At 70.0% G+C, this 26,369-nt stretch carries 22 protein-coding genes; 10 read left to right on the forward strand and 12 right to left on the reverse strand.

The window, feature by feature from the left end:
* Nucleotides 1-44: 44 nt before the first annotated feature.
* The 3 genes from FGW37_RS01090 to FGW37_RS01100 form a co-directional block, all read right to left on the reverse strand.
* Entirely contained in the window at nucleotides 45-968 is a 924-nt protein-coding gene (locus tag FGW37_RS01090) for an RNA polymerase sigma-70 factor (RefSeq protein WP_179079302.1), read from the reverse strand.
* A 43-nt stretch (nucleotides 969-1,011) separates the two neighbouring features.
* Nucleotides 1,012-1,485 (reverse strand): carboxymuconolactone decarboxylase family protein, encoded by a 474-nt coding sequence (locus FGW37_RS01095; RefSeq protein ID WP_179079303.1) that lies wholly within the window; start codon nucleotides 1,483-1,485, stop codon nucleotides 1,012-1,014.
* Nucleotides 1,486-1,599: 114 nt separating this feature from the next.
* The gene (locus tag FGW37_RS01100) at nucleotides 1,600-3,105 is read right to left on the reverse strand and encodes a SulP family inorganic anion transporter (protein ID WP_179079304.1); all 1,506 of its coding nucleotides are present in this window, start codon (nucleotides 3,103-3,105) and stop codon (nucleotides 1,600-1,602) included.
* Between the two features lie 295 nt (nucleotides 3,106-3,400).
* Here FGW37_RS01100 and helR point away from each other — a divergent pair, with 295 nt between their 5' ends.
* A complete protein-coding gene (gene helR / locus FGW37_RS01105; RefSeq protein ID WP_179079305.1) occupies nucleotides 3,401-5,557 on the forward strand; it encodes an RNA polymerase recycling motor ATPase HelR in 2,157 nt (718 codons plus the stop codon).
* Between the two features lie 225 nt (nucleotides 5,558-5,782).
* On the forward strand, nucleotides 5,783-7,081 hold the full coding sequence (locus FGW37_RS01110) for a M14 family metallopeptidase (RefSeq protein ID WP_179079306.1): 1,299 nt from the start codon (nucleotides 5,783-5,785) through the stop codon (nucleotides 7,079-7,081).
* A 44-nt stretch (nucleotides 7,082-7,125) separates the two neighbouring features.
* Here the strand turns inward: FGW37_RS01110 and FGW37_RS01115 are convergent, their stop codons facing one another.
* The gene (locus tag FGW37_RS01115) at nucleotides 7,126-8,235 is read right to left on the reverse strand and encodes an amidohydrolase family protein (protein ID WP_246430201.1); all 1,110 of its coding nucleotides are present in this window, start codon (nucleotides 8,233-8,235) and stop codon (nucleotides 7,126-7,128) included.
* Nucleotides 8,236-8,442: 207 nt separating this feature from the next.
* On the opposite strand from FGW37_RS01115, the gene FGW37_RS01120 reads away from it, so the two are divergent.
* Nucleotides 8,443-9,144 carry an aspartate/glutamate racemase family protein gene (locus FGW37_RS01120; protein ID WP_179084432.1) on the forward strand — a complete coding sequence of 234 codons (702 nt, stop codon included), beginning with the start codon at nucleotides 8,443-8,445 and terminating at the stop codon, nucleotides 9,142-9,144.
* Between the two features lie 76 nt (nucleotides 9,145-9,220).
* Here FGW37_RS01120 and FGW37_RS01125 read toward each other — a convergent pair whose 3' ends face one another.
* On the reverse strand, nucleotides 9,221-9,787 hold the full coding sequence (locus FGW37_RS01125) for an SRPBCC family protein (protein WP_179079307.1): 567 nt from the start codon (nucleotides 9,785-9,787) through the stop codon (nucleotides 9,221-9,223).
* Between the two features lie 23 nt (nucleotides 9,788-9,810).
* Here FGW37_RS01125 and FGW37_RS01130 point away from each other — a divergent pair, with 23 nt between their 5' ends.
* Nucleotides 9,811-10,518, forward strand: coding sequence for a TetR/AcrR family transcriptional regulator (locus FGW37_RS01130; RefSeq protein WP_179079308.1), 708 nt, complete (start codon nucleotides 9,811-9,813; stop codon nucleotides 10,516-10,518).
* On the opposite strand, the gene FGW37_RS01135 is transcribed toward FGW37_RS01130, so the two are convergent.
* Nucleotides 10,466-11,842 carry an FAD-binding oxidoreductase gene (locus FGW37_RS01135; RefSeq protein WP_179079309.1) on the reverse strand — a complete coding sequence of 459 codons (1,377 nt, stop codon included), beginning with the start codon at nucleotides 11,840-11,842 and terminating at the stop codon, nucleotides 10,466-10,468. The genes FGW37_RS01130 and FGW37_RS01135 overlap by 53 nt on opposite strands.
* Nucleotides 11,843-11,950: 108 nt before the next feature.
* On the opposite strand from FGW37_RS01135, the gene FGW37_RS01140 reads away from it, so the two are divergent.
* The gene (locus tag FGW37_RS01140; RefSeq protein WP_179079310.1) at nucleotides 11,951-12,517 is read left to right on the forward strand and encodes a nucleoside deaminase; all 567 of its coding nucleotides are present in this window, start codon (nucleotides 11,951-11,953) and stop codon (nucleotides 12,515-12,517) included.
* A gap of 16 nt (nucleotides 12,518-12,533) precedes the next feature.
* Here the strand turns inward: FGW37_RS01140 and FGW37_RS01145 are convergent, their stop codons facing one another.
* Nucleotides 12,534-13,055: a hypothetical protein gene (locus tag FGW37_RS01145; RefSeq protein ID WP_179079311.1), complete on the reverse strand. Its 522-nt coding sequence runs from the start codon at nucleotides 13,053-13,055 to the stop codon at nucleotides 12,534-12,536.
* A gap of 493 nt (nucleotides 13,056-13,548) precedes the next feature.
* On the opposite strand from FGW37_RS01145, the gene FGW37_RS01150 reads away from it, so the two are divergent.
* Nucleotides 13,549-14,010 carry a hypothetical protein gene (locus FGW37_RS01150; protein ID WP_179079312.1) on the forward strand — a complete coding sequence of 154 codons (462 nt, stop codon included), beginning with the start codon at nucleotides 13,549-13,551 and terminating at the stop codon, nucleotides 14,008-14,010.
* The gene (locus FGW37_RS01155; protein ID WP_179079313.1) at nucleotides 14,007-17,240 is read left to right on the forward strand and encodes a tetratricopeptide repeat protein; all 3,234 of its coding nucleotides are present in this window, start codon (nucleotides 14,007-14,009) and stop codon (nucleotides 17,238-17,240) included. Before FGW37_RS01150 ends, FGW37_RS01155 begins: the two co-directional genes overlap by 4 nt.
* Before the next feature lie 85 nt (nucleotides 17,241-17,325).
* On the opposite strand, the gene FGW37_RS01160 is transcribed toward FGW37_RS01155, so the two are convergent.
* From FGW37_RS01160 to FGW37_RS01175, 4 genes are all read right to left on the reverse strand, one after another.
* Nucleotides 17,326-17,886 carry a hypothetical protein gene (locus FGW37_RS01160; protein WP_179079314.1) on the reverse strand — a complete coding sequence of 187 codons (561 nt, stop codon included), beginning with the start codon at nucleotides 17,884-17,886 and terminating at the stop codon, nucleotides 17,326-17,328.
* Nucleotides 17,887-18,216: 330 nt separating this feature from the next.
* Nucleotides 18,217-19,797, reverse strand: coding sequence for a TROVE domain-containing protein (locus tag FGW37_RS01165; protein ID WP_179079315.1), 1,581 nt, complete (start codon nucleotides 19,795-19,797; stop codon nucleotides 18,217-18,219).
* 369 nt (nucleotides 19,798-20,166) lie between these two features.
* Nucleotides 20,167-21,480 (reverse strand): MFS transporter, encoded by a 1,314-nt coding sequence (locus FGW37_RS01170; RefSeq protein WP_179084433.1) that lies wholly within the window; start codon nucleotides 21,478-21,480, stop codon nucleotides 20,167-20,169.
* Between the two features lie 139 nt (nucleotides 21,481-21,619).
* Nucleotides 21,620-22,210 carry a TetR/AcrR family transcriptional regulator gene (locus FGW37_RS01175; protein WP_179079316.1) on the reverse strand — a complete coding sequence of 197 codons (591 nt, stop codon included), beginning with the start codon at nucleotides 22,208-22,210 and terminating at the stop codon, nucleotides 21,620-21,622.
* 147 nt (nucleotides 22,211-22,357) lie between these two features.
* Between FGW37_RS01175 and FGW37_RS01180 the strand changes: the two genes are divergently transcribed.
* The 3 genes from FGW37_RS01180 to FGW37_RS01190 all read left to right on the forward strand — a co-directional run bounded on the left by FGW37_RS01180 (nucleotide 22,358) and on the right by FGW37_RS01190 (nucleotide 25,049).
* Nucleotides 22,358-23,524, forward strand: a complete 1,167-nt coding sequence (locus FGW37_RS01180) for an FAD-dependent oxidoreductase (protein ID WP_179079317.1) — start codon at nucleotides 22,358-22,360, stop codon at nucleotides 23,522-23,524.
* 127 nt (nucleotides 23,525-23,651) lie between these two features.
* On the forward strand, nucleotides 23,652-24,176 hold the full coding sequence (locus FGW37_RS01185) for a hypothetical protein (protein ID WP_179079318.1): 525 nt from the start codon (nucleotides 23,652-23,654) through the stop codon (nucleotides 24,174-24,176).
* Between the two features lie 63 nt (nucleotides 24,177-24,239).
* Complete coding sequence (locus FGW37_RS01190; RefSeq protein ID WP_179079319.1) at nucleotides 24,240-25,049, forward strand: hypothetical protein; 810 nt, start codon at nucleotides 24,240-24,242, stop codon at nucleotides 25,047-25,049.
* Nucleotides 25,050-25,066: 17 nt separating this feature from the next.
* On the opposite strand, the gene FGW37_RS01195 is transcribed toward FGW37_RS01190, so the two are convergent.
* A complete protein-coding gene (locus FGW37_RS01195) occupies nucleotides 25,067-25,990 on the reverse strand; it encodes a lysozyme (protein WP_179079320.1) in 924 nt (307 codons plus the stop codon).
* Nucleotides 25,991-26,369 lie beyond the last annotated feature (379 nt).

Genomic DNA, 26,369 nt, shown 5'->3' on the forward strand with positions numbered 1-26,369 from the left:
GCCCGGCCGCACGCAAGGCCTGCAGCCGTACATACCCCCAGGGGTCAGTTCGCCTGCCGACGGACCTGCTTCACCTCGCGGTCGACGGCCCAGGCGTCGGCGACCGGCCCGATGTGGCCGAGCTTGTCGGGATTGATCACCGAGCGGATCGTCCGGATCCGCCCGTCGAGCACATCGAGGACCATGGTGTGGAGCACCTTGCCGTCCCGGTCCCGGAAGATCGCGCCGGGCTGGCCGTTGACCTCGTGCGGCTCGAACGACACGTCGATCCGGACCAGCCAGGGGTAGACCGTGCCCAGCAACCGGGCCACGTTCTCCGCACCCACGACGGCCCTGGCCAGCTGCGGGGCCTTACCGCCGCCGTCCCCGACCATCTGCACGTCGGCGGCCAGCAGATTCTGCAACCCGCCCACATCGCCGTTCTTCAGCGCGTCGAAGAACCGCGAAGCCAGCTCCTGCCGCTCCTGACGGTCCGCGGCGAAGCGCGGCCGCCCGTCCTCCATGTGCCGCCGCGCGCGCACCAGCAGCTGCCGGCATGCCGCCTCCGAACGTCCCACCGCCGCGGCGACCTCGTCGAACCCGAAGGCGAACACCTCCCGCAGCAGGAAGACCGCCCGCTCCAGCGGGCTGAGCCGCTCCAGAAGGAGCAGCGTCGCCATCGACACCGAGTCGGCCAACTCCACCGACCGCGCCGGATCCTGATACGGATCACTCAGCAGCGGCTCGGGGAACCACGGCCCGACGTACTCCTCCCTCCGCACCCGTGCGGAGCGCAGCACATCGATCGAGATCCGTGTCACCGCCGCCGACAGAAAGGCCTTGGTCGATGTGGGCCGGGTCGACGAGCCGTCGAAGCGCAGCCACGTCTCCTGCACCGCGTCCTCGGCCTCACTCACGCTGCCCAGAATCCGGTAGCCGATCGAAAACAGCAGCGGCCGCAGCTCCTCGAACTCCTCGACCTTGCTCACGCCGAATCCTCTCCCCCTGAAGCCCTCTGTTCGCTGTTGCCGTTCAGTGGAACTGGCCGGGCTTGTAGTCACCGGCCGGCTGCCGGGTGATGACATTCATCCGGTTCGCCGTGTTCATGAAGGAGATCAGGATGACCAGGGCGTTGAGCTGCTCCTCGTCGTAGTGCTTGGCGGCGAGCGCCCACACCTCGTCACTGACCCCGCCGGCCGCGTCCGCGATCCGGGTCCCCTCCTCCGCCAGCTCCAGCGCGGCACGCTCGGCCTCGGTGAAGACCGTCGCCTCCCGCCACGCCGCCACCAGGTGCAGCCGCACCGAGGTCTCGCCGGCAGCGGCGGCCTCCTTGGTGTGCATGTCGATGCAGACGGCGCAGCCGTTGATCTGGCTCACGCGCAGCGCCACCAGCTCCTGCGTCGCGGCCGGCAGCGGTGACTCCTTAAGGGCCTTGCCCGCCGCCATGAAGTGCTTGATGGCCTTGCCGGCGGTCGGGTCGGTGAAGAAGTTCAGTCGCGCGTCCATGGTGTGCTCCTCAGTGGTCGTTCCTGGCTACACCCCTGAGACGAGGCAGCCCGGCCCCCTGTGACATGGACGGATGTGACCTGGGTCTCCCCGCTGCCGGCGCGCGTCAGCCGGTCAGTGGCTGCCGGTGAGTTCGCCGCTGAGCTTGCCGTGGATGCGGGCGCTGGGCTCGTTCAGGCCGGTGATCTCGACGGTCTTGCCGCGCTGGGCGTACTTGGTCTCGATCGCGTCGAGGGCGGCGACGGAGGAGGCGTCCCAGACGTGGGTGGCGGACAGGTCGATGACGACCTTGCCGGGATCGCCCGCGTAGTCGAACCGGCCGACGAGGTCGTTGGAGGAGGCGAAGAACAGCTCGCCGGTCACCCGGTAGACCACGCTGCTGCCGTCGGGGTCGGTGACGGCTGTGACGTCGGCGAAGTGGGCGACGCGCTTGGCGAAGAGCACCATCGCGGTGATGGTGCCGACGACGACGCCGACGGCGAGGTTGTGGGTGGCCACCACGCACACGACGGTGATCACCATGACGGCGATCTCGCCGGCGGGCATCCGCTTGAGGGTCTTGGGGGCGATGGAGTGCCAGTCGAACGTCGCGAAGGACACCATGACCATGACGGCGACGAGGGCGGCCATGGGGATGTCGGAGACGATGGGCCCGAAGGCGATGCACAGCACCATCAGGAAGGCGCCGGCGAGGAAGGTCGACAGGCGGGTACGGGCACCGGAGACCTTCACGTTGATCATCGTCTGGCCGATCATGGCGCAGCCGCCCATGCCGCCGAGGAAACCGGTGACGATGTTCGCGATGCCCTGGCCGATCGATTCGCGGGTCTTGTCGGAGCGGGTGTCGGTGATGTCGTCGACGAGCTTGGCGGTCATCAGCGACTCCATCAGCCCGACCAGCGCCATCGCGAAGGCGTACGGGGCGATCGTCGTCAGGGTGTCCATGGTGAACGGCACGTCCGGCAGCCCGGGCACCGGCAGCGAGGACGGCAGGTCGCCCTTGTCTCCCACGGTCGGCACCGCGATCCCCGCACCGATGGTGATCGCCGTCAGGATGACGATCGAGACGAGCGGCGCCGGGACGACCGCGGTGACCTTCGGGAGGAACACCATCAGCGCCAGAGCGCCGGCGATCAGGGGGTAGACGGCCCAGGGGACGTCCCGTATCTCGGGTATCTGGGCCATGAAGACCAGGAGGGCGAGGGAGTTGACGAAGCCGACCATGACCGAGCGGGGGATGAACCGGATCAGCTTCGCCACCCCCAGCGCGCCGAGGGCGATCTGGAAGACACCGGCGAGGACGACGGCCGCGATCAGGTAGCCCAGGCCGTGCTCGCGGTTGAGCGGGGCGATCACGAGCGCCACCGCACCGGTCGCCGCCGAGATCATCGCCCGGCGCCCGCCGACGATCGCGATGGTGACGGCCATGGTGAAGGAGGCGAACAGGCCGATCGCCGGGTCGACGCCGGCGATGACCGAGAACGAGATCGACTCGGGGATCAGCGCGAGCGCGACCACCAGCCCGGCCAGCACCTCGGTGCGCCAGACCTTCGGATCGCTCAGCCACTCCGGACGCAGGCCCCGCAGCCGCGTCGCGGGAGACACAGTGGTGGAAGACAAGAAAGCAGCTACCTGTCGTGTTCGGGCACGCCCCATCGGCAGGCCGGGGCGTGCGGGAAAGCGCGGACGGCCCTGGCCACCGGCCGGCGGATACACAACCCCTGGGGTCCAGCGCAGACAACGAAGGCAAGGAGGTGTACCCACTCCTTGCCACTCTTAACTTATAGCGCACAGGGGGCCTTGCGGCAAGGCCCCGGCCGTGGGGCACAATCGCGGACCTAGCTCAGAACCTGCCGAAATTGGAGATCCACGAAGTGCGTGTGCCGTTGTCGGTTCTCGGACCGGAGCTGATGATATGAACTCCCTGACCACCAGCGCGTTCGATCTTCCCGACCACCTCTCCCCCAAGGCCGACCCGGCACTGATCGAACGCGACGAGCAGCACTTCGCGGCCATCTCCGAGAGCCTTGAGCAGGCGATCGCCGAGCTGACCGACCGCCTCGAAGCCGCGCGCAAGGCGCCCGGCGGGATCGGCCGGGAGGCGATGGACCGGGACGCGGAGATCCACCGCCTGACCAGTCGCCTGCGCACCCTGCGCCGCTTCGGCCTGGACCTGTGCCTGGGACACGTCGTCCATGCGGACTCTCCCGAGCCCGTGTACATCGGGCGCCTCGGCCTCACCGACAGCACGGGTCGCCGGCTGCTGCTCGACTGGCGCTCCCCCGCGGCCGAGCCGTTCTTCGCGGCGACCCACGCCAACCCGATGGGCCTGGCGAGCCGCCGCAGGTACCGCTGGACCCGCAGCCGGATCAGCGACTACTGGGACGAGGTGTTCACCGCCGACGGGCTCGAGGGGCACGCCGCGCTCGACGACCAGTCCGCGTTCATCGCCAGCCTGGGCAGCAACCGGTCGGCCCGGATGCGCGACGTGCTCTCCACCATCCAGGCCGACCAGGACGCCATCATCCGGGCGGGATCACGCGGCACTCTGGTCGTCGACGGCGGCCCGGGTACGGGCAAGACCGTCGTCGCTCTGCACCGCGCCGCCCACCTCCTCTACGCCGACCCCCGCCTCGGCCACCGCCGCGGTGGCGTGCTGTTCGTCGGCCCGCACCAGCCCTACCTGGCCTACGTCGCCGACGTCCTGCCCAGCCTCGGCGAGGAGGGCGTACAGACCTGCACCCTGCGCGACCTCGTCACCGAAGGAGCCGGAGCAGCGATCGAGGCCGACCCGGCCGTGGCCCGTCTGAAGTCGTCGGCGGACATGGTGAAGGCGATCGAGGCGGCCGTCAGGTTCTACGAGGAGCCGCCCGCCAAGGGAATGACGATCACCACCCCCTGGGGGTCCGAACTCCGGCTGAGCGCCACCGACTGGGCGGTGGCGTTCGAAGCGGTGGAACCCGGCACTCCGCACAACGAGGCGCGCGAGCAGATACGGGAGGAGCTGATCACCATCCTGATGGACGAGGACGACAGTGACGCCCCGCCCGAGCTGCTCCGGAGGTCGCTGCTGCAGGACCGCGAGCTGACGGGGACCCTCGACCGTGCGTGGCCGATGATCGAAGCGAGCGACCTCGTCGGAGATCTGTGGTCGGTGCCCGCCTATCTGCGCAAGTGCGCCCCCTGGCTCGGCCCCGACGACGTTCGCAAACTGCAACGCGAGGACGCCCAGGCCTGGACGGTGTCCGACCTGCCCCTCCTGGACGCGGCACGGCAGCGGCTCGGCGACCCGAAGTCGTCCGTACGCAAGCGCCGGCACGACGCCTCTGTCGCCGCCGAACGCGCGCGCAGGTCAGCCGCCATCGACAGCCTGCTGCAGAACGTCGTCATCGACGAGAGCGAAGGCGCGATGGGGATGCTGCACGGACGGGACCTGCAGGACACCCTGATCGACGAGAGCGCACTGCCCGGCACCACACCGGACCTGCTCGCCGGCCCGTTCGCGCACATCGTCGTGGACGAGGCCCAGGAACTGACCGACGCCGAGTGGCAGATGCTGCTGCTCCGCTGCCCGTCCCGGAGCTTCACCATCGCCGGTGACCGCGCCCAGGCCAGGCACGGGTTCACGGAGTCGTGGCAGGAGCGGCTCGAGCGGGTCGGGCTCGACCGGGTCAACGTGACTTCCCTGAGCATCAACTACCGCACGCCGGAAGAGGTCATGACGGAAGCCGAGCCGGCCATCCGCGCTGCGCTCCCGGACGCCAACGTGCCGGCCTCCGTCCGCAGCAGCGGCATCCCCGTCGTCCACGGATCCGTTGCGGACCTGGACGCGGTCCTCGGCACCTGGCTCGCCGCACATGCCGACGGAATCGCCTGCGTCATCGGCGATCCCTCATTCCGGGCGACCTCCCGCGTCCGGTCGCTTACGCCGTCGCTGTCGAAGGGGCTCGAGTTCGACCTGGTCGTCCTCATCGACCCGGAGACGTTCGGCGAGGGCATCGAAGGAGCCGTCGACCGCTATGTCGCGATGACCCGCGCGACTCAGCAGCTCGTCATCCTCACGAGCGCCTGACGCCGCCCCCGATGTCCCCTGGCCGCCCCGTGCGGCCAGGGGACACGGAGCGCAACAGGGACGGCAGGTACGGCGCTCTGTTGCGCAGGGGTAGACGGGGGTACTTTCCGCCCCATGGGGACACGCGCGCGGACCACCCGCATGACGTACAGATCGCTCCTGACAGCGGCCGTATGCCGCCCCTTTCGACCGGACGGGCGGTCCCGGCCCCGTAGGCGCCCACCGATGACGGCCCGCACCCGCACCCTCGCCATCGGCTTCGCCACCGCCGCACTCGCCCTGACTGTCGTCCAGACACCCGCGCAGGCCGCTCCCACCCCGCCCCGTACCGGCTTCGGAACCGGCTTCGAACTCAGCAACGGAACCCGCTGGACCACCCTGGCCGAGGAACAGCGACTCCTGGCCGCCCTGGACCGGTCGAGCGACCGCGTCGCCGTCCGCCGCATCGGCACCACCCGCCAGGGCCGACCGCTCCAGCTGGTCCGCATCGGCCCGGCCCGCCACACCGCCGAAACTCTCCTTCTCGCCTGCAGCCAGCACGGCGACGAACCCGCCGGCCGGGAAGCCTGCCTCATCCGCATCCGCGACCTCGCCCACGCCACGGACCGGGCCACGCTGCGCTTCCTGGCACGCACCACCGTCCTGGTCGTCCCCACCGCCAACCCCGACGGCCGCGCCGCCGACACGCGCACCAACGCGGACGGCGTCGACATCAACCGCGACCACATCGCCCTCAAGACCGCCGAGAGCCGGGCTCTGGCCGCCGTCATCCGGGACCACCGGCCCGACATCGTCTACGACCTGCACGAGTACGGGGCCACCCCGCCGTACTACGACAAGGACCTGTTCGACCTCTGGCCCCGCAACCTCAACACCGACCCCCGCGTACACCGGGAGGCACAGACCCTCTCGGCGGCTTATGTACGCCCCACCGCCCACGATGCCGGTCACAGCACCGGCACCTACGGCATCTGGACCGACCCCGCCACCGGCGAGCCCGTCAAACAGGTCGCCGGCGACGGACAGGAGCGCATCCTGCGCAACACCTCCGGCATCAAGCACGCGATCGGTCTGCTCATCGAGAGCCGCGTCGGCCCGATGACGGAAGCGGAGAAAGCGGATCCGGCGCTGAACAACCGGCGTCGTGTGCGGTCCCACCTCGTCGCCCTCGACGGGACGTTCGCCTTCGCGGACGAACGACGCAGGCAGATCACCTCGGCCACGGCCGCAGCACGCGCCGAAGGCCTCACCGACCGGGGCCCGGTCCACCTCGGCGGTGCCGACAACGAACCCCCGCTCCCGGGCCGGACCCTGCCCGACCCGCCCTGCGCCTACCGTCTCACCGCGGAGCAGTACGCGGACACTCAGGACGAACTCGCCCTGCACGGCATCAAAACCATCCCGTCACCCGCAGGCGGCGCTCTGGTCCCGCTGCGCCAGTCTCTGCGGTCCTTGGTACCGCTGCTGCTGGATGCCAGGGCGTCGTACGAACTCACCGCGGCCGAACCCGTCGACCGCTGCTGACAAGCCCCCCCCCCGCAGCCGATCAGTGCCGGTGCGAGGGGGCGTCACCCCGCCCCGCATACCTCCGGGGCCTCCTTCTTCAGGCCGAGCAGCCGGAAGTAATTCTGCCCGAGGGCGATGTGGCGGAACGCCTTGTCGCCCAAGGCCTTGTTGATGCGGCTGGTGACCTCGAGCTCCTGCTCGTAGACCTGGTAATCCTTGTCCCGGGACGCGACGAAGTCGGTACCGGGAATGGCCCGGGTCGGATACCGGTCGAGGAACTCTGCGTACTTCTGCCGGACGCCGGGCTTGCTGAAGTACTGGTCCTCCAGTACGCGCCAGCTCAGGTCCAGGTTCAGGCCGGGGTGGGCGTCCAGGAGCCTCGTCATGATGGAGATGTGCTCGTCGGGGTCCATGGTGGACAGTTCCTTGGACAGCCCCATGTGCGCCCACACGATCTTGTTCTGCGGGTAGCGCCTGAGCGTCTCCTCCATCAGGTGGAGGTACTTCACCGGTTCCTTGTCGCTGCCGAGATCCGAGTGGATGGTGATCGGGATCCCCCGGTCCCGCAGCACCTTCATGAACGGCGCCCAGTTCTTGATGTTCTCGCTCGTCGCGGACGTGTGGTGATTGGGGAACAGCGCCTGCTTGACGAGGTTGACCTCCCCCGCCCACCGGAACATGCCCGGGAACTCCTTGTCGTAGAGCGCGATCCCGGGCGGGATGGTCTCGGGGTGGTTGAGGTCCATGAAGGTCATGGAGAGCGTGAGATCGGGGTCCTTGGGCTTCGCCTCCAGGTAGTTCACGGCGTTGGCGACGTCATTCTTCATACTCGGCACCACGGGCGTGCCGGGGCAGTTGAGGTAGTAGGTGCAGCCGGAGTCCACCGGCAGCATCTGCCCGATGCCGTAGATGCTCGCGTGGTGAACGCCGCTCTTGCTCAGGTAGCCGCTGAGCTCCTCGAACGGAACCGGCCGGCCACCGAACGGACGGAAGTGAAGGTGGCTGTCGACCACCGAGGTGTACGGCTCTCTCGCGCGGTCGAAACAGCCGTGTTCCGCCAGGGCGCGGCCTGCGCCTGCCGGAGAGGCGGCGATGGCCACCGCCGTCAGAGCCGCACCGGCGATAACGAGCCGCCTGCTGATCCGGGTCGCACTACCAGGCACTATCGTCACAAAGCGCTACTGAATCATTCCTCTGCACCCCTGCGGGAGGGCGCGCGGGGTGCGCCCGAAGGAACCCTCATGTGCTTTCACGCCTACAAGTGGCACAACGCTCCCCCAAGCAGAACTTATCGAGACACGACATAACCCGCTTCTGCCTTATGGTTCGTGTAAGCGCGGTGACGTACGAGGAGCAAGAGCATGGGCGTGGGTACGGGCATGAAGACGATCGGGCTGATCGGCGGGATGAGTTGGGAGTCGACGGCGGAGTACTACCGGATCCTGAACGAGCGGACGCGCGAGCGGCTCGGCGGTCTTCACTCGGCCCGCTGCGTGCTCTACTCCGTGGACTTCGCGGAGATCGAGCAGTTGCAGGTCCAGGGCCGCTGGGCGGAGGCCGGCGAGGTCCTGGCCGACGCCGCACGGTCGTTGGAGGCGGCCGGCGCCGGACTGCTGCTCATCTGCACCAACACCATGCACAAGGTCGCCGACTCCGTCGAGGCGGCGGCCTCGGTCCCGCTCCTGCACCTCGCGGACGCCACCGCAGCCGTCGTCCGCGCCGCGGGGCTGCGCCGGGTGGGGCTGCTGGGCACGGCCTTCACCATGGAGCAGGACTTCTACCGGGGCCGCCTCACGGCGGGCGGGCTCGACGTGTGCGTCCCCGGCTCCGAGGGACGTGCGCTCATTCACCGGGTGATCTACGAGGAGCTCTGCATGGGCGTTGTGCGCGACGAGTCGCGTGCGGCCTACCGCCAGGTCATCGAGGAACTCGTCGCCGCGGGCGCCGAGGGCATCATCCTGGGATGCACCGAGATCGAGCTGCTCATCGGCCCCGAGGACAGCCCCGTACCGCTCTTTCCCACCGCCCGCCTGCATGCCGAGGCCGCGGTCGACGCCGCCCTGGCCGGACACGCCGGTTGAGCTCAGCGATTTGAGCGCAGCGATTTGAGCCAGGACGGCCGCACTCCCGCATCCGAGACCGGGGCCGGCCGGTGGTTCAGCGCGGCCGGTTGTGGGTGGGTGCTTCGGCGGCGGTCTTGAGGTCGCGCAGCCAGGCTTCGAGGCCCTGGCGGAGGATCTCGGTCGCGGCAGGGACGTCGGCTTCGACCTCGGCACCGGTGCGGGTCTCTTCGGTGCTCACGCGGACGCCGTCCTTGACCTTGGTGAAGTTCCAGACGTGGACGCCGTCGATGTGCAGTCCTTCGGCGACCGCGGGGCCGGTCCAGCGGATGCAGGAGTTGTGTGTGAGCTGCTCGACGGTTGAGGTGATCTCCAGACTGGTGGCGGGAGTCGTGGGGTTGGGAGGTATCGGGGTCGCCCACCGGAACGCCGAACCCTTGCGGAACGGGCCGTGGTCGAGGCGCTTCATGGCCGTGACGGCACCCTGCCAGGACGGCCAGCGCTCCACATCGGTCTGCAGCTTCCAGATGGTGCGCAGCGGTGCGTGGATGACAGTCTCGGTCCGGTAGCGGACGAGGGCGTCGGGGTCGACGCCTGCCCCGCGGCAGGTGAGGGACTTGGCGGGGTGAGCGGCGGTGGCGGTGGCCCCGGCCGGTGCGGCCACATGGACGGGGAAGGTGGCAGGCCATGGCGACGACGGACGCGAGCAGCCCGCGAGAGCGCTATCGCACCCAGGTACGCGCGGAGATCAAGAAGCACGCCTGGGAGCAGATCGCCAACGCCGGGGCGTCCGCGCTCTCCCTCAACGCGATCGCCAAACAGATGGGCATGAGCGGACCCGCGCTCTACCGCTACTTCGCCGGCCGCGACGAGCTGATCACCGAACTCATCCGGGAGGCGTACCGAAGCCTCGCCGATACCCTCCGCACGGCCTCCGCCACCGGTGCCGGCCTCGCCGCACCGGCCCACGCCCTACGAGCCTGGGCCCTGGCCGACCCCCAGCGGTATCTCCTCATCTACGGCACCCCGGTCCCCGGCTACAAGGCACCCGAGGACGTCACCGGCATCGCCGACGAGATCATGAAAACCCTGCTCGACGTGTGCACAGCGCCCACCCCGCGCGGCCCCGCGAGTGCGTTCACCGCCCATCTGAAAGACCACCGGGACCGGGCCGGCGGCCACCCCGCCCCGCCCGCAGCCCTCCGCCAAGCCCTGGCCTTCTGGACCCGGCTGCACGGCGTTCTGTCCCTGGAACTCGCCGGCCACTTCACCAGCATGGGCTTCGACCCCGCCCTGTTCTTCACAGCCGAACTGGACGAACTCCTGGCACCACCCGGCCTGATCACGGTGCCAGGTAGGAGTGGAAGACGTTCTCGGGGTCCCATGCGGCTTTGAGCTCCTGCAGGCGGTCCCAGTCGGCGGGTGCGTACGAGCGCCGGGCCCGGGAGGCGTCGGCTTCCAGGTCCGTCTCGGCGACGTAGTGCCCGCCGTGGCCCGGCGGATCGGCCGATGCCATGGTGTCCCGCAGCCACTGTGCGTTGGCCGCGTCCGCGGCGGGATCGTCCCAGATGGCGTAGCAGACGAGGTAGGACTCGCCGAGCGGCGAGAAGGCCATGTTCCGTAGCAGAGCGGGGTCTTCGGATACGGGCTCCACCGGCGCGAGCACGAGAGACTTGCCGGAGGGTGCGTGGGCTACCGCATCGGCCATACGGTTCAGTTGCGTCTCGTACGACTCCTCTGACCACAGCGTGTCGGCCGCATACCGGTGCACCGAAGACCATGCGGCGCCGACGCCCAGGTGCAGGCGGGTGAACGACGTCGGCTCGGGCTCTTGCCGGAGGACGGTGCTGCCGGCGAAGGGGCAGGACTCCGCGGACGAGAGAGCGGCGAGTGCTTCTTCGCGCGTCGCGGCGAACGCGGTCATGCCGACCCGGATCCGCGGACCGGGCGGTGCTGTGGCGGTCGGTTCACCGGAAGCCGTGAGGACGAGGGCAGTCTCGACGTTCACCGGGAGTTCGTGGGCGACCTGTTCCGCCCAGGCCGCCACGGGACCGGTTGCGGCCAGCGGGAAGGTGAGGCTGGTGGCCATGACGGCGCCCGGGAGGGGGTGCAAGCGGAGCCGGAAACGGGTGACGACGGCGAAGAAGCCGGGGCCCGCGCCGCGGGCGGCCCAGAAGAGGTCGGGGTTCTCGGTCTCGCTGCAGGTGACCGTCCGGCCGTCGGCCGTGACGGCCTGGAATTCCAGGACGTCGGCGCATGACGGCCCCCAAGCGCGAGAGTTCCAGCCGAGTCCGCCGCTGAGCAGGAATCCGCCCACCGCGATGGAAGGACAGTGCCCCACGGGAAAGGCGAGGTCGTACGGAGCCAGCGCCTTGACCAGGTCCTCCCCGGTGACGGCGGGCCCCACAGCGGCCGTCGCCGACCCCGGGTCGACGCTGCACCGCCGGAGCCCGGAGAGGTCGATCAGCAGGCTCCCGTCGCGGAGCTGGGAGCCGGACCAGTTGTGCCCACCGGAACGCATCGAGATGCGGAACCCCTCGGAACGTGCATAGGAAAGGGCCTCCGCAACGTCCCGCTCGGACGCTGCCTGCACGATGGCCTCGGGGAAACGCTCCGGCTTGAGCCCGTTCCACACCGCGGCGGCCCTGGCACTGTCGTACGCGCGGTCGCCTCGCCGGATCAGGGTGCCTGCGAAGTCACGGCTTGCACGCGGACTCACCTGGAGTAGCCTAACCCAAAGGGTATTTCTAGGGCAAACCGGGCGTTTGACTGCCTGCTCCGTGAGCCCCCTCCGCAGCGGGAACCGATGCCGGGAGGAGGCTCCGCAATGGAGCACGAAGAGCTCATCGCCGAGGCGGTGCGTCTTGCCACCGAGTCCGTGGAGAACGGCTGGGGCGGCCCCTTCGGCGCAGTGATCACCCGCGACGGGGAGATCATCGCTCGTGGGCAGAACCGGGTCCTCCTGACCGGAGACCCCACGGCCCATGCCGAAGTCGAAACCATTCGCAAGGCCGTGCAGTACCTCAACCCGGAGGCGCCGTCGATCGCCGAGGAGCATCAGAACGAGAGCACTCTGGAATACGTCCCCCGCCCTGAAGGCTCACCGGACCCGGTACCCGAGCGGGCCCGTATGCTCCAGGGCTGCTCCATCTACATCAGCGGCGCTCCGTGCCCGATGTGCATGAGCGCCATCTACTGGTCCCGGATCGACGCCGTTTACTTCAGCTGCGGCTTGGACGACACCCGGCGCATCGGTTTCGACGATTCATTCCAGTACGAGGACTTCGGGAAGCCGCTCGACAAGCGGAGGATCAAGATCGAGCAAATCCATCCCGAAATCGGCGCGCGCGCCTACGACGCGTGGACGAACAAGCCGAACCGGCACCCGTATTGAGTGGACGAGACCGGCTCTAGAGAGCGGTGCATACGGCCACGACGATCAGCGTTTTGGCGCTGTCGCTGGTGTTGGTGCTCCGGATCCTCCAGCCGTTCCCCGACGGAGCCGAGTCACGCAGGAAGGTGGAGTTCGGACCGCTGCCGCCACCGCCGGTCACCACCTCCCCCGCGGGACAGGGCACGGTGAGCTCCGCGGTCGCCCCCGCCCCGACCGGCCCGCTTCGGAACTCGGTGTGGTGCGGGGTCGTGGGGCAGATCCCCAGCGCGGTCAGGGTTTGGGGGGTGGCCGCCTGATTGGTGGCTCCGGCGCTCCAGGTACTGGCCTGATTGATGGAGCTGGAGAGACGGACGAGGTCCGAAGTGGATGAGAACCCGCCTCCGCTGGCGACTTGCCCGTCGTCACAGGGGCCGTTGGCGAGGCCGGAGTCGCCCGGATTCAGTGACACGCTGCCCGAGTGATCGCTGTGCGGTGCCGTCGTACAGATGACGACGGCGTTGATGCGCTCCGCGGTGCCACCGGCGTTGAATCCCCTCACCTGCCAGGCATCACGGGTGCCGGGCGAAAGGCGGGACCACGTGGGAAAGACGGAACTTCCGGTGGTCTCGAATCCGCCTCCGGAAGCCACCTCCCCGCTCGGGCACGTCACCGGCGGCGCAATGCGAGCCTCGCCCGGCGGGATGCTGATACCGGGGCCGACGTGCACGGTATGTGCAGCCATGGCACGGGAATCCCCGCGCTCCTGCGCTCCGTTTCCTTGACCTTGTGCAGTGGTGGTCGTAGCCGCTGCCGCGAGAATCGCGACGGCTGACATCACCAGGGACCGTGCGTGTCTCATCTCGGCCTCCAGGCATCGCAATGACGGACAAACACGCCTATGAACTGCCCAACTCCACCCGGACAGATGCTGCAATTCACCCGTACGGCCTACCGCGTATCGGCCTTCCGCCCCCGAGGCCGCGGAGGCGGAACCGAGTCGGTGTCACGCACCTCTTCCCTACTGTCGTAAAAAGCTTCGACAGGAGGAAGACATGACAGACCCCTCCGCGGCCCTCGTCCTCAGCGCCGCCACGGTGCTCGTGAACAGCATGGCAACGGACGCCTGGCAGGCGACGAAGGACTTGTTCGCACGCGTCTTCGGACGTGCGGGGGACGACGACGGGGCGGTGATCCGCGCTCAGCTGGACCGGGGCGCTGCGCAGATCGCCCGTGCCGACGACCGGGAACGCCTGGAACGCATACGCCAAGTTCTGGTCGGCTCGTGGCAGTTGGAGCTGGAGACACTGCTGAGAGACCACCCCGAGGCCGAGGCGGAACTGCGTGCCGCCCTCGCGGAGATCGCGCCGCAGCAGGCAGGGCAGAGCTGGCAGCAGACCAACATCGCACGCGACCACGGCACGACGTACGCCGCGCAGGGCGGCAACGTCAACCACTACACCCTGCACCAGAACCAGGTGCCCGTCGCGCCCGACCCCTCCGGGGAGCCGCGGTGACCGAGGGTCCGGGCCCCGCGGTCCTGCGGCAGGAAGTGCGGGCGGAGAACGGGCATGCGTACGGGGCCATCGGCGCGGACATCCACGTCTTCGGCGAGGGGACCCCGGTCTACCTGCTGTTCGCGTACCGCAGGCTCTTAGGTCTCGACGGCGAATGGCTGCGTGCCCAGCCCAGCCGCATGCTCGACGCACGGGCCGAGGTCGTCGACTTCACCGGTCGTGACACCGAGGTGGGCGAACTGATCTCCTGGCGCGACCAGCTCGACCAGCGCGGACAGCGCGCCCGGACGGCCGTGCGCTGGCTGCACGGTCCCGGCGGCCAGGGCAAGACGCGGCTGGCGGCGCGGCTGGCCGCCGACTCCGAGGCGGCCGGGTGGAAGGTCGTCACCGCGGTACACGGCACCGACACCGCCCCGCCCGCGGAGGGCAGCCAGGACCTGCGGCTCGACGGGCACACCGGCGTCCTCGTCCTCGTCGACTACGCCGACCGGTGGCCCGTCTCGCACCTGAGCTGGCTGTTCCACAACAGGCTGCTGCGACAGGGCGTCCCGGCCCGGATCCTGCTCATCGGCCGCTCCGCCCACGGCTGGCCGGCCGTGCGCGGGCAGCTGAACCGGTTGCGCGAGAGCATCGAGACCTCGGATCAGCTGCTGCGTCCCCTGCCCGCGGACGGCGATGAGCGTGGCCGCATGTTCGCGGCAGCTCGGGCCTGCTTCGCAGCCCGCTACCCCGGGATCCCCGGCGTCGAGTCCATCGCTCCGCCGGGGCCGCTCGGTCACGAGGACTTCGGGCTGACGCTCGCCGTGCAGATGGCCGCCCTGGTCGCCGTGGACGCGCGAGCCCACGGGCGCCGGCCGCCCGGCGACATGACCGGCCTGACCGCGTACCTGCTCGACCGCGAGCACGAGAACTGGCGGCAGCTCCACGAGAACGCGGCCGCGGGGCTGCCGCACCGCACGGCCGACCACCTCATGAGGCGGGCCGTCTTCACGGCCGTCCTCACCGGGCCGGTGACCCGCCCCGCCGGCCGCGCCGTGCTGGGCAGGCTGATACCGGAGACGGCCCCCGACGAGCTGCTCAGCGACCACGCGGTCTGCTACCCGCCCACCGACCCGGCCCGCGCCCACGTCCTTGAACCCCTGCTGCCCGACCGCCTGGCCGAGGACTTCCTGGCGCTCACCCTGCCCGGCAGCCCCGTCACCGGATACGCCACCGACCCCTGGGCCGCCTTCGGCGTGACCGCGCTGCTGGCTCGGGGCGGGGACGGGGCGGCAGCGCCCTGGACACCGCGTGCGGTGACCTTCCTCGCGGAGGCGGCCGGCCGGTGGCCGCATGTGGGGCAGGAGCACCTCTTCCCGGCGCTGCAGCGGGACGCGGGGCTCGCGCTGGACGCGGGCAGCGTCGCCCTGGCCTCGCTCGCAAGGGTCGAAGAGCTCAGCCTCGGCGTCGTCGAAGGGATCGAGCGCGCGTTCCGGTCCGTGACGGGGAACACGCGGCACGTCGACATCGACACCGGGTACGCGGTCCTCGCCGAGCGCGTCACACGACACCGGCTCGCCGTCACCGACGACCCCCGCGAGCAGGGCGAGGCCCTGCACACCCTGGCCGTCCGGCTCGCGCACGCCGGACGCAAGAGCGAGGCCCTCGACGCCGAGGCTCGGTCGGTGGCCTACAGTCGAGCGGTCGTGACCGCCGGCCGGCCGGACGACGCCGACCTGCACAACCACGCTGCGGCCCTGAACCACCTCAGCGAGCTGCTCACGGACGCGGGCAAGCCGGAAGAAGCGGTCGAGCCCGCCGTCGAGGCAGTGCGCGTGCTGCGCAAGCTCACCCAAGGCGATCAGGACCTCTACATGGCCCCCTTCGCCCATGCCACAGGCACCCTGGCCGCTCTGCTGGACCGGCTGGACCGGACGGACCAGGCCATCGAATACGCCGAAACGGCCTTCCGCCTGTACCAGCAGGTCATGGAGAGCAGCCGCGACAAGAAGGCGGCCCGGCATCTGCCGGACTTCACGGCGGCGGCGCGCCGACTCGCTTCCCTCCTGTCCGGGAACGGCCGGCCGGAGGAGGCACTGAGGCTGTACGAGGGGTGCCTGGAGTACGGCCGGATCCTCGTCGAGGCCGCGCCGCAGAGCGAGTTGCCCGGACTGGCCGCGACGCTCCACGGACTCGGCCTCACCCTGGCACGCCTCGGGCGCCACGAGGAGTCCCTGGCGCCCATCCTGGAGTGCGCCGAGGCGTACCGCAGGCTGGAGAAGGCGAACCCTGCCGCCTTCCGCCCCGGCCTGGCGGAAACCCTGTACGACCTCGGCGGGCAGCTGGAGACCCTGTCCCGGCGCGACGACGCGCTCGTCACCTTCGAGGAGGCGCTCGCCCTGTACCGCCGGCTCGCGGCCGACAGTCCCGACCGGTACCTTCCGCCACTGGGCTCCGCCCTCACCCACGTATCCGGCCTGCTGTCAGCGGGAGGCCGGTCGCAGGACGCGATAGCGCCGCAGGAGGAGGCCGCCGGCATCTTCCGGCACCTCGCCCAGGACACGCCCGCGTACCTGCCTGACCTCGTGGACTGCCTGAACGACCTGGGCATCCGCCTGACCGAGACACTCCGGTACGCAGAGGCCGTCGCGCCCGCGCGAGAGGCACTGGAGGCCGGCCGCCGGCTCGCCCAGGAGGACCCTCGCGTGTACATGCCCCACCTCGCGACCTGTCTGCTCAACATGGGGTTGCGTCACTCCGCCGTCGGCCGGCCCGCCGAAGCCGCGGCGGTGCTCGAAGAGGCTGTCGGCCGGTACCGGCAACTGGTCGTCCTGGGCGGCCCGGCCGCCTACAGTGCACAACTGGCGATGTCCCTGGGCACTCTCGCCGAGCAGCTGGCAGCACTGGGCCGGTACGACGAGATGCTCGGCGCCAGCGAGGAGAGCCTGGACCTGCTGCGGCCGCTCGCCGCACACGACCCCGAAGCCCATCTGCCGGAGTTCACCCGCCGGCAGCTCTTGTACGCCGAGATGCGGCTGCGCGCCCGGCTCGACCTGCCGTCGGCGCTGCAGGAGGCCCTCGGCGCCGTGCAGACCTATTGGCCGACGGCCGAGCAGTATCCGTACTACATCCCGCTGCTGAAGCGGGCCCTGACCACCCTCGCCGACATCCTCGACGCCCTCGGCCGCCACACCGACGCCGACGACATGCGCCGCCAACGAGAGACCATCCCGGACCGGCCTCGGGCCTGAGCCACCTCGACCACCTGCGGGTCCTGGCAAATCCTCCCAGGACCCGCAGAGCGGGACGTACTGCCTATGGCTTACGGCCTACGGTCTACAGGAGGGCGTACGAACTCGCCTGGTCGTTCATGGCATCCCCCACATAGGGCGTGGAGTCGCGGTACTCCTGGTGCGTCCCGGTCTGGTGAGGGTCGGCCCAGAGTTCGACCCAGCAGGCGACGGGTATGACCGAGCTGATCCTGTCCGCCCACTCGGTGAACTCACCCGCGTAGTCCCGGCCGTTGCCGCTCTGGCATGCTCCGCCGTTGAGAATGATCGACGTGCCGCCGAAGTTCCAGTGCTCGTAGAGAATGGCGAGCTCGGCGTTCAGGCCGCCTCTCTCGGCGGAGGACACGCGGAGTCTGTCGACCAGCTTCCGGTCCCGCGCGGCGTCCTTGCCCGACAGGGGCGCGTCGGTGATCCGTCCGTCCGTGGAGGCCGTAACGGCTTCGCGGAACGTCCCGAAGCACCGGGTGCTGTTGGTATCGACGTTGACCAGGCAGGTCCTGCCTCCGGACACGGACTCCGTCCGGGCCTGCGCGGTGGTGCTCCCGGCCGCCAGGACCAGTAGGCCGGCACCTGCGGCTATGGCGATACGTGTCACACGTGAACTCATGGGCAACTCCCAGATCGTGGACGGTCTGCCAACACCCGGGATACTTCCGCTGCGCCAGGCATAGACCAAGGGCATTCCCGGCCAGTTGAACGCTGCACTGGTGAAGTGAAGGCCAGGCTCCCCCCGGTGGCTCTCGATCGTTTCCGCCACCCCGGGAATGCTCTCCTCCACGCTGAGTTCGGCGTCCGGCCCACCGAGTTCGGTGCGCACCCAACCCGGGTCCATGGTCAGCCGCCCTCCGGACGCTTCGGCTGCGCCGGCGCTCCGGAGACGCGGAGATGGAGCAGACCGGGGCCGCGCCCGCGTCTGCTCCTGCGCCTGCGCCTGCGCTCAGTCCTCCCAGGGCCAGTGGGCGTCCCGGCCGTCTTCCAGCAGCGGCACCACCCGGAATGCCGCGTCCGTGAGCCCGCCGAAGGTGTGCCGCTCGGCGGATCCCGACGGGCCGTGGCCCGGCCGGTAACCGGCCAGGTTCCAGGTGTAGACCGGGATGTGGGCCGGGACCTGCTCGGTCGGGTCGCCCGCATGGTGGTGGGCGGCCTGTTCGTCGGTGACGATCAGGACCCGGTCGTGGCCGCGGTAGTGGCGGCGTACCGCCTCGGTGGTGTCGGTGCCGCCGAGGCTCCCGAACCGCTCGAGCACCTTGAGGACCGACTCGCCCCGGCGGTAGGTCACGGGCGCGCTGGTGGTGCCGAACTCGACGAGATCGGCGTCGGCCGCGCGCATCGCCACGGCCGTGCCGAAGATGGCGGCGGCGTCCGCGCGGTTGAGCCGGGAGCGGTCGGACAGCGGTGACCACATGGAGCCGGAGCGGTCGACCAGGACCAGGGTGCGGCCGGGCAGCCGCGGTACATTCTCCAGCGAGTGGCCCAGGGCCTGCTCCAGCGGGTAGGCCCAGCGCAGCGAGGGCGCGTGCTGGTAGGCGGCCAGGTACCGGAAGGGGAACTGCCGGGACCGCGCGACCTCGTCCGGGTCGGCTATGCGAGCGGCCACCTGCTGGGCGACCTCGTCGGATACGCCGACCTCGTCGAAGTTCCGCAGGTTGCGGACCAGGGCCATCGTGCCCATGGAGGGAATGACGGCCTGCCACGCCGCCGCGTCCATCGGGCCCTGCAGCCAACCGGCCAGCGCCTCCCAGGTCATGCCCGCTGCGGCGAGCCGCTCGGCGCCGCCGGGTCCGGTGACCACGGCCCGCCGCTCCTCCACTGGCACGGTCATCAGCGCACGGTGCGCGGTCAGAGTGCGATCCGAGGCGGGCGGGACAGCGGTGTCCGGGTTGTGGCGGCGGTCCAGGGCGTACTGGAACAGCGCGCCCTGCCACGGCTTGTCCGGGTCGGGCGTGGGGTGGACCAGGTTGAGGACGTCGCCGAAGCGGTAGCCCTTGGAGGTGGTGTCGTACTTCAGGAGGTTGCGGCCGGTGTACAGGCGCTTGACCGCGTCGGCGATGCCTCGCTTGACGGGCTTCGGGACGTTCCGGCCGTAGGTAGGGGTCCAGTAGGCCAGCATCTCGCCGGGCTCGTCCGCGCGGCGTAGTACGGACTCCACGACCTGGCGGTTGGTGGGGCCGTCGGTGGCACCGGCGTCGAGGCGGGCCTTGACGTACTCGGCGGCGCCGACCAGGGAGGCGGTGCGCATCCGGCCGTCGCCGCGCAGCCACCGAAGGAGGCCGGCGGTCCAGGCGGGGTCCTCGACGGCGAGCTTGCGTACGAGCGTGGCGAACCGGTCGTCACGACTGGTACCGCTCTCGTGGTAAGTCTGCTGGGAGACGAAGTTGGCGACCGCGAGCAGGAACAGCTCGGAGCGGTCGTCCCGCGCGTGCCCCTTGCCGCCGAGGTGCGTGCGGGTGCGCCCGGTCGTGGTGACGGGCGAGACGGGCCCGGCTGCCTTGGGAGCACGGGTGTTGAAGCGTGCCATGTGAATTCCCCCGAATTCCGTCGGGGAAGCGCCGGCACGGGGGCGCTCGAGATCACGACAAACGTCACCTGCGTACCGGACACCCCGGTGCCGCGCCTCCCGAGTTCAAAGTGGCCACGGCATGGGATTCGATCACAACGAAGTAGCCGTGGCCCGCGCACCGGGAGGTGCTGAAGCTTGGCGTCCAGAGTTCAAGGCGGCGGAACCGACAAGGTGCTCTGCCTCTGAGCTACGCCGGCCTGTGTGCCGGCGACGGGATTCGAACCCGCGACCTCCCGATGAAGAGTCGAAGTAGGCCCCGCCTTCGCACCTGGACACCGGTCACTCTAGAAGTACGGACGTCCAGGGCGCCAAGGGTTTTTCCAACCGTCAAGCCGAGTCCGGCACCCGCACGTTCACACCCTGGCAGGCGACGCCCGAGGCATCGACCGCGCCGGACGTCGGCAGGTTCCGGGTCCGCCCGATAGGGGAGAAGAGCAGGAGCAGCCCGGCGAGAGGGACGCCTGCTGTGGTGATCCACATGGCCGCGCGGACCCCGAGGGCCTCGCCGAGCGTTCCGCCGAGCAATGCTCCCAGCGGGATGGTCCCGTAGTTGAGGAATGCTGTGGTGGCGGTGAGGCGGCCGAGGAGCTCCGGTGGGCAGTAGCGCTGCTGGAAGCTCGCTTTGATGACGTTGCCCGCCACGACACCGGCGGAGACGCAGAAGCCGCCGGCTATGAAGAGCAAGGCTCCGGCTCCGGCGGTGGTCAGCGGGATGAGCAGGGCGAATACGGCAAGCCCCAGTTCGAAGAGCAGCGTCGCGCGGGCCGTGCCGACCCGGCCGGCGACCCTGCGGGCGACGAAGGCTCCGGCGACGCCCCCAGTACCGGCGGCCGCGATGATTGCGCCGACGGGGCCGGGGTCCAGTCCGACGGTTCGGACCAGGAAGACCACCAGGATCGATTGGTACCCCATCAGGGCCAGGTTGGAGGTCGCTCCGAAAAGGGTCAGGGTGCGGAGCCAGGGGTCTCCTGCGACCAGCCGCAGGCCCTCACCGATGTCACGGACCAGACTTTTGGAGCGGCGAGCGGTTCTGGTGGCGCGTGGCTCGCGGTGGTGGATGCCCGACAGGCAGAGGAGGGATACGAGGAACGTCGCGGCGTTGGCGAACATCGCGTTGACCGCACCGGCGAATTGCGCGACCAGGCCGCCCGAGCTGAGCCCGGCGATCTGTGCGGCGGATGCGCTGCCGTGCAGCTTGGCGTTGCCTTCGGGCTGGTCGTCGGGTTCCAGAATGCCGGGGAGGTAGGCGCTGTAAGCGGTCTGGAAGAACACTGCGGCCGTGCCCGTCAGGAGCGCGACGGCCAGCAGCAGACCGACGCTCAACTGCCCGGCCCAGGCGGCGACCGGGATACCGGCGAACAGGATGAAGGAGACCGCGGCGGCGGCCAGCATGATCGGCCTGCGTCGGTTCCGGTCCACCCAGGCGCCCGCCGGAAGGCCGATGAGCAGCCAAGGGCTCCAGGTGGCCGCGGTCAGCAGGCCGACCGTGAACGTGCCGGCGTGCAGGTCGGTGACGGCGATGAGCGGCATCGCCACCCCGGTGACGGACGCGCCGAACTTGCCGGCGGTCTCGCCGCACCACAGCAGACGGAAGTCCCGGTGGCGCCGCAGGAGTCCGCCGCGGCGTGTTCCCCGGGTCATGCGGCGTGTGGGCTTGGCGGGTTGCGACGTGCGCTCGGGTTCATGGGCCATGCCGACAGCGTAAGTTGCAGAGGATCTCTGCATAGTTCGCCGCATAGTTCGCCGCATAGTTCTCTGCAGAGCCTCCTCTGCAACGTGCTCAGCAGTCTTCCTGCCGCACCAAGGGCGTGGTGGCCCAGCCGTTTTCCAGCAGGGTGAACAAGTCGCGCATGGTCCGGGCCGGGTCTTCGCTTGCACGGGCGATGCTGGGGGCTTCCAGGGTGAAGCGTGCCAGGCCGGCGACGGCGGGGTCCTCCGGGGGGAGCCCCGTGGCCTCGGCGAGAGTGGCGGCCAGCGTCTTCTCGTGGCGCGACCACATGCGCCGCGCGTAATCCCGCAGCGCGGGAGTGGATTCGACGAGCACGAACGTGGGGTCGTCGGTGCGCACGGCGGTACGGGTGTGCACCATGTGGTCGCGCAGGGCGTGCAGCACGGACCGGCCGGGAGCTCGGTCGCGAACGGCGGCGACGAGGGCGCTCTCGATGTCCGCGTCCAGGTCGAAGACGAGGGCTTCCTTGCTGGGGAAGTACTTGAAGAGCGTGCTCAGCGAGACATCGGCCGCCTCCGCCACCTCGCGCACGCCGACGTTGTCGAAGCCGCGCTCGGTGAACAGCCTCAGTGCGGCATCCGCCAGGGCCTGCCTGGTCCGGGCCTTCTTGCGCTCTCGGCGTCCTGCCGTCGTCTCGACCATGCACCCACCCTACCTGCTTGAGGTGACTCGATCGTAAAGACGATCGGATCGAAAATCGGAGCCGTTGTACTTTTGGAGTGGCTGTGCTTCTGTGGACGAGCAGTCCCGACCGCACCCTCTTCCACCGTCGAACGGAGCATGACCCCCATGTCCACCACTCCTCGCATCGCGATCGTCGGCGCCGGCCTCGGCGGCCTCATCTGCGCACGGGTCCTGCAGCAGCACGGCGTGCCGGTCACGGTCTTCGAGCGCGAGACCCACCCCCACTCCCGCTCACAGGGCGGCACTCTGGACATCGACGAAGACACCGGCCAGGCAGCCCTGCGCGCAGCCGGTCTGTTCGACCAATTCCTCGCCCTGTCCCGGCCCGAAGGCCAGGAGTGGCGCCTGTACGACCGCCACGCGTCCCTGATACGCCACGACCAGGCCGGTGAGGGCGATCTGAGCAGGCCCGAGATCGACCGCGGTCAGCTGCGCGCCCTCCTGCTGGAATCCCTCGCCCCCGGCACGGTCCGCTGGGGCCACTCCGTAAGGACCGTCACCCCACTCCCCCATGCCGCTCGCCTGCACCACCTCGACCGCACCATCGAGGACTTCGACCTGGTCATCGGCGCCGATGGCGCCTGGTCCCGGGTACGCTCCGCGCTCTCCGACGCCCAACCCTCCTACGCCGGTGTCACGATGGTGGAAGCCCACTTCGACGATGTCGACCACCGTCACCCGGGCATCGCCCGCCTGGTCGGTCGCGGCACCATGACGGCCAAGGCAGGCCGCCGCAGCCTGGTGCTGCAGCGCAGCAGCAACGGGCACGTCCGCGCCTACATCACCTTCCGCGGCCCCCAGGACTGGCACGCCGGCCTCGACCTCGCGGACACCGAAGCCGTACGCGCGCGCCTCCTCGCCCAGTACCAGGGCTGGCACGGGAGTTTGCTGGACATCCTGCGCGAGAACGAGGGCGGTTTCATCAACCGGCCCATGTTCGTCCTCCCCGTCCCCCACTCCTGGCGGCGCGTGCCCGGCATCACCCTGCTCGGCGACGCCGCCCACCTGATGCCGCCCGCCGGCGTCGGCGCCAACCTCGCCCTGCTCGACGGCGCCGAACTCGCCCGAGCCGTCACCGACCACTCCACCATCGACGCGGCCCTCGACGCCTACGAGAGCGTCATGCTGCCCCGCGCCACCGACAACGCCGAGACCGCCCAGCAGATGCTCACCACTCTCATGCCCGACACCGACTCCGACGAGGCCGTCTTCCCCGACACTCTCTGGCCGTCCAGCACCGGCCCTGACGCGCACCCCGCTCACACCGGCTGAGCAAGGCCGATAGGTAGGCCGCATTCGAACATATGTCACTGTTCGCGATGAAACGATTACCCTTTGTACAGTCTCTTCCTGGTGTGCTCACACCCAAACCGGAGCAGCCGCACACGGAGGAGCAGATATGCGCACATGGAGGACGGCAGTCGCCGCCGCGTCGATGGCGGCCCTGGCGTTCGTCGGCGGCACCTCACCCGCCGCGGCGAGAGGGGCGGCGGGCGACCCGTCCCCTCCGGTCACCGTGCCGGAGGGACGCGGCGCCGACGACCACAGCGGCAGCGTGGAAGCCGGCAAGGCCGGTTCGGACGCCGACGCGTCCGCGGTGATCCGATGTGAAGGCCAGGTACAGCGCCCGCACAACTCCACCCACGTGCCCGGCACCGTCAACGTCGTCGTGACGGTCTCGTGCTCGGCACCGGTGCCGGAGATCACCACGCGCGCGGCCCTGTACAAGAACGGGCACCTCGTCAAACAGTCGACGCTGAGGACCCAGAGGAACACCCGCAGCGCCCAGAACAACGCCGCCGTGAGGTGCAGCCCCGGCAACTACCGGGGCTGGATGTACTTCAAGGTCGTCTTCCCGCCCGGCTACCGGCCGCCGACCGCCTCCGCCAACGGCCTCGGCCAGGAGGTCGCTCTCACCTGCTGACCCGCTGCCGCCGGAAGGACGGCACCGTGTTGCAGGGGGGCGCCACCGGGGAAGGGTCACGGTGTGCGCCCCATCCCTGCCCGGATCCTGCGCCGGCGAGTGACACAGCTCGACGCAGATGCGGACCTGACCGCCGGCACGGACGCCGGGCTGCGCCACTTCACCTCCGTCATGACGGGGTGGACCGAGCCCGAGATGACGGCCCTGGCGGGCGGTCCGGCCGTCCTTGCCCCGTCCGAGGTGGAAGCGGCGGACGAGATGGCCGACAGCTGCCTGCTGCTGGCCCGGCTGGCCCGGGACCAGGAGTGTCTCGTCCGGGGGCCGCTCGACCGGACGCGACAGCACTGGATCGGCACCAGCCCGCACGAGCTGATGCCGCACCGGCGGCCCGCCCCGGACCGGGAGCGGTTCACCGCACCCGGCAGGGGTTCCGGCCCGCCCGGCACGAAGCCGTTCCACCTGGGGCTCTACACGTCCACGGCGCGGCGTGACGGGCCGGGCATGTGGCGGATGTATCTCGATCTGGGATCGAGTCTCCACCCCCGGCCCTGGCAGACCTGGGAGCTGCCGGTCACCGACCCCACCGCCGACGTCCTCGACATCGGCGGCGCGAGCGACTGGGCGGCTTTCGTCGGGCTCTACCCGCTGGTCCGCGGCGACGACGTCTACCCTGACTGGGCGAAGGCCGCCCGGGACTTCGCCGGGGTGCACATGACCCTGCGCGCGATCGTCGCAGCCCAGGGATTCCGCATCCCGGTGGCGGACGGCCTGGCCGCCGCGCCCTTCTGGGACATCGAATCCGTGCTGTGGCTGCGCTGGTGCTTCTCCGCTCCGCGCCTGGTGGAGATCACACCGCCCGACGCCCGGCCGTGACATGAGCGAACACTTGGTCAGCCGTAGGCGAGCGCCTCGAGCCTGTTGTACGAGCCGTTGAAGCGGTCGTGGTCGCCGACGGTGGGGCCGGTGTTCGTGTGCTGCCAGAAGGTGTAGAAGCCCCAGCCGTTCGGGAGCTCACCGGAGGAGGAGCCGTAGCGCGGTACCCACAGCGGGTTGTACTTGCCGAATCCGCCGTAGTTGCCGGTGCACTTCTTCCACCACGCGGTCGAGGTGTAGATCACCGCGTCGCGCCCGGTGTGGTCCCGGTAGGCGTCGAGGAAGTCCTCGATCCAGTCGATCATCCGGCCCGTGCTCAGGCCGTAGCAGGTGCTGCCGTAGGGGTTGTACTCCATGTCGAGCACGCCCGGCAGCGTCCAGCCGTCGTCCGTCCAGCCGCCGCCGTGCTCGACGAAGTGGTCGGCCTGTGCGGCGCCGCCGGAATTGCCCGGCAGCGCGAAGTGGTAAGCGCCCCGGATCATGCCCGCGTCGTACGGGCCGTTGTACTGCTGGGCGAAGTAGGGATTGGTGTAGCTGGTGCCCTCGGTCGCCTTGGCGTAGGCGAACCTGATGCCGCTGTTCCAGAGCTTGGACCAGGAGACGTTGCCATTGTGGCTGCTGACGTCCACGCCCTTGACCACGGCGCTCACCGCGGCGCTCGCCGGGGGCGCCGCCGAGGGGCCCGCCAGGGGGAGGCCGGACAGCGAGGTGTCGGGCAGCGAGGAGCCCTTGGCGGCCGGGCCGCGTTCGCCCTCGTGGGCGCGGATGGTCGAGCCCATCCAGTCCTGCTCGGGGTGGGTCGGCCGGCTGTCGTTTCCGGCCACCGCGGCGGCGGTTCCGGGGAGAGTGACGAGCAAGGTGAGTACGGTCAGCAGGGAGAGGAGGGCGGCCGCCGCTGTGGGGGGATGCGGGCGGCCCGGGCCGGAGTGGTGCTCGGGCATGAGGTGCCTCCGAGGCCATGGTGGGGGGAGGGTGCGGGGAATTCAACGGTCACCGCATTGGTATGACCATTCCATCTATCCAGCTGCAGGCGGAGACACGGCCTGCGCTCGAAGCCCCGGGGTGCGTAGTTCAGGGGTCGGCGGCGCAGCACAGACTCACGGGCACGCTGACTAGGCCGAACGTGAAGGCCCCCGACCGGTTCGGTTCCGGCCACGACGATCGCCTCCTCCAGCACTCGGGCTCCACTCGGGCTCCAGCTGTACTGCCACGCTCACATCAAGGCCCCGGCAGCGCACGAGGTGACGGGCAGCCGGATGACACGCGGGGTACATCTATACCGGTATGGACCGATGTACGGCAGGAGGCCGCCTCCCGTCG

The organism is Streptomyces rectiverticillatus (assembly GCF_013394065.1).
Taxonomy (GTDB): domain Bacteria; phylum Actinomycetota; class Actinomycetes; order Streptomycetales; family Streptomycetaceae; genus Streptomyces; species Streptomyces rectiverticillatus.

Coding starts and splice junctions, on each gene's coding strand:
- FGW37_RS01160 (WP_179079314.1), bottom strand. CDS start 17,886: ATGAGTTCACGTGTGACACGTATCGCCATAGCCGCAGGTGCCGGCCTA.
- FGW37_RS01130 (WP_179079308.1), top strand. CDS start 9,811: ATGGCGACGACGGACGCGAGCAGCCCGCGAGAGCGCTATCGCACCCAG.
- FGW37_RS01150 (WP_179079312.1), top strand. CDS start 13,549: ATGACAGACCCCTCCGCGGCCCTCGTCCTCAGCGCCGCCACGGTGCTC.
- FGW37_RS01110 (WP_179079306.1), top strand. CDS start 5,783: ATGACGGCCCGCACCCGCACCCTCGCCATCGGCTTCGCCACCGCCGCA.
- FGW37_RS01140 (WP_179079310.1), top strand. CDS start 11,951: ATGGAGCACGAAGAGCTCATCGCCGAGGCGGTGCGTCTTGCCACCGAG.
- FGW37_RS01195 (WP_179079320.1), bottom strand. CDS start 25,990: ATGCCCGAGCACCACTCCGGCCCGGGCCGCCCGCATCCCCCCACAGCG.
- FGW37_RS01180 (WP_179079317.1), top strand. CDS start 22,358: ATGTCCACCACTCCTCGCATCGCGATCGTCGGCGCCGGCCTCGGCGGC.
- FGW37_RS01170 (WP_179084433.1), bottom strand. CDS start 21,480: ATGACCCGGGGAACACGCCGCGGCGGACTCCTGCGGCGCCACCGGGAC.
- FGW37_RS01095 (WP_179079303.1), bottom strand. CDS start 1,485: ATGGACGCGCGACTGAACTTCTTCACCGACCCGACCGCCGGCAAGGCC.
- FGW37_RS01165 (WP_179079315.1), bottom strand. CDS start 19,797: ATGGCACGCTTCAACACCCGTGCTCCCAAGGCAGCCGGGCCCGTCTCG.
- helR (WP_179079305.1), top strand. CDS start 3,401: ATGAACTCCCTGACCACCAGCGCGTTCGATCTTCCCGACCACCTCTCC.
- FGW37_RS01120 (WP_179084432.1), top strand. CDS start 8,443: ATGAAGACGATCGGGCTGATCGGCGGGATGAGTTGGGAGTCGACGGCG.
- FGW37_RS01185 (WP_179079318.1), top strand. CDS start 23,652: ATGCGCACATGGAGGACGGCAGTCGCCGCCGCGTCGATGGCGGCCCTG.
- FGW37_RS01175 (WP_179079316.1), bottom strand. CDS start 22,210: ATGGTCGAGACGACGGCAGGACGCCGAGAGCGCAAGAAGGCCCGGACC.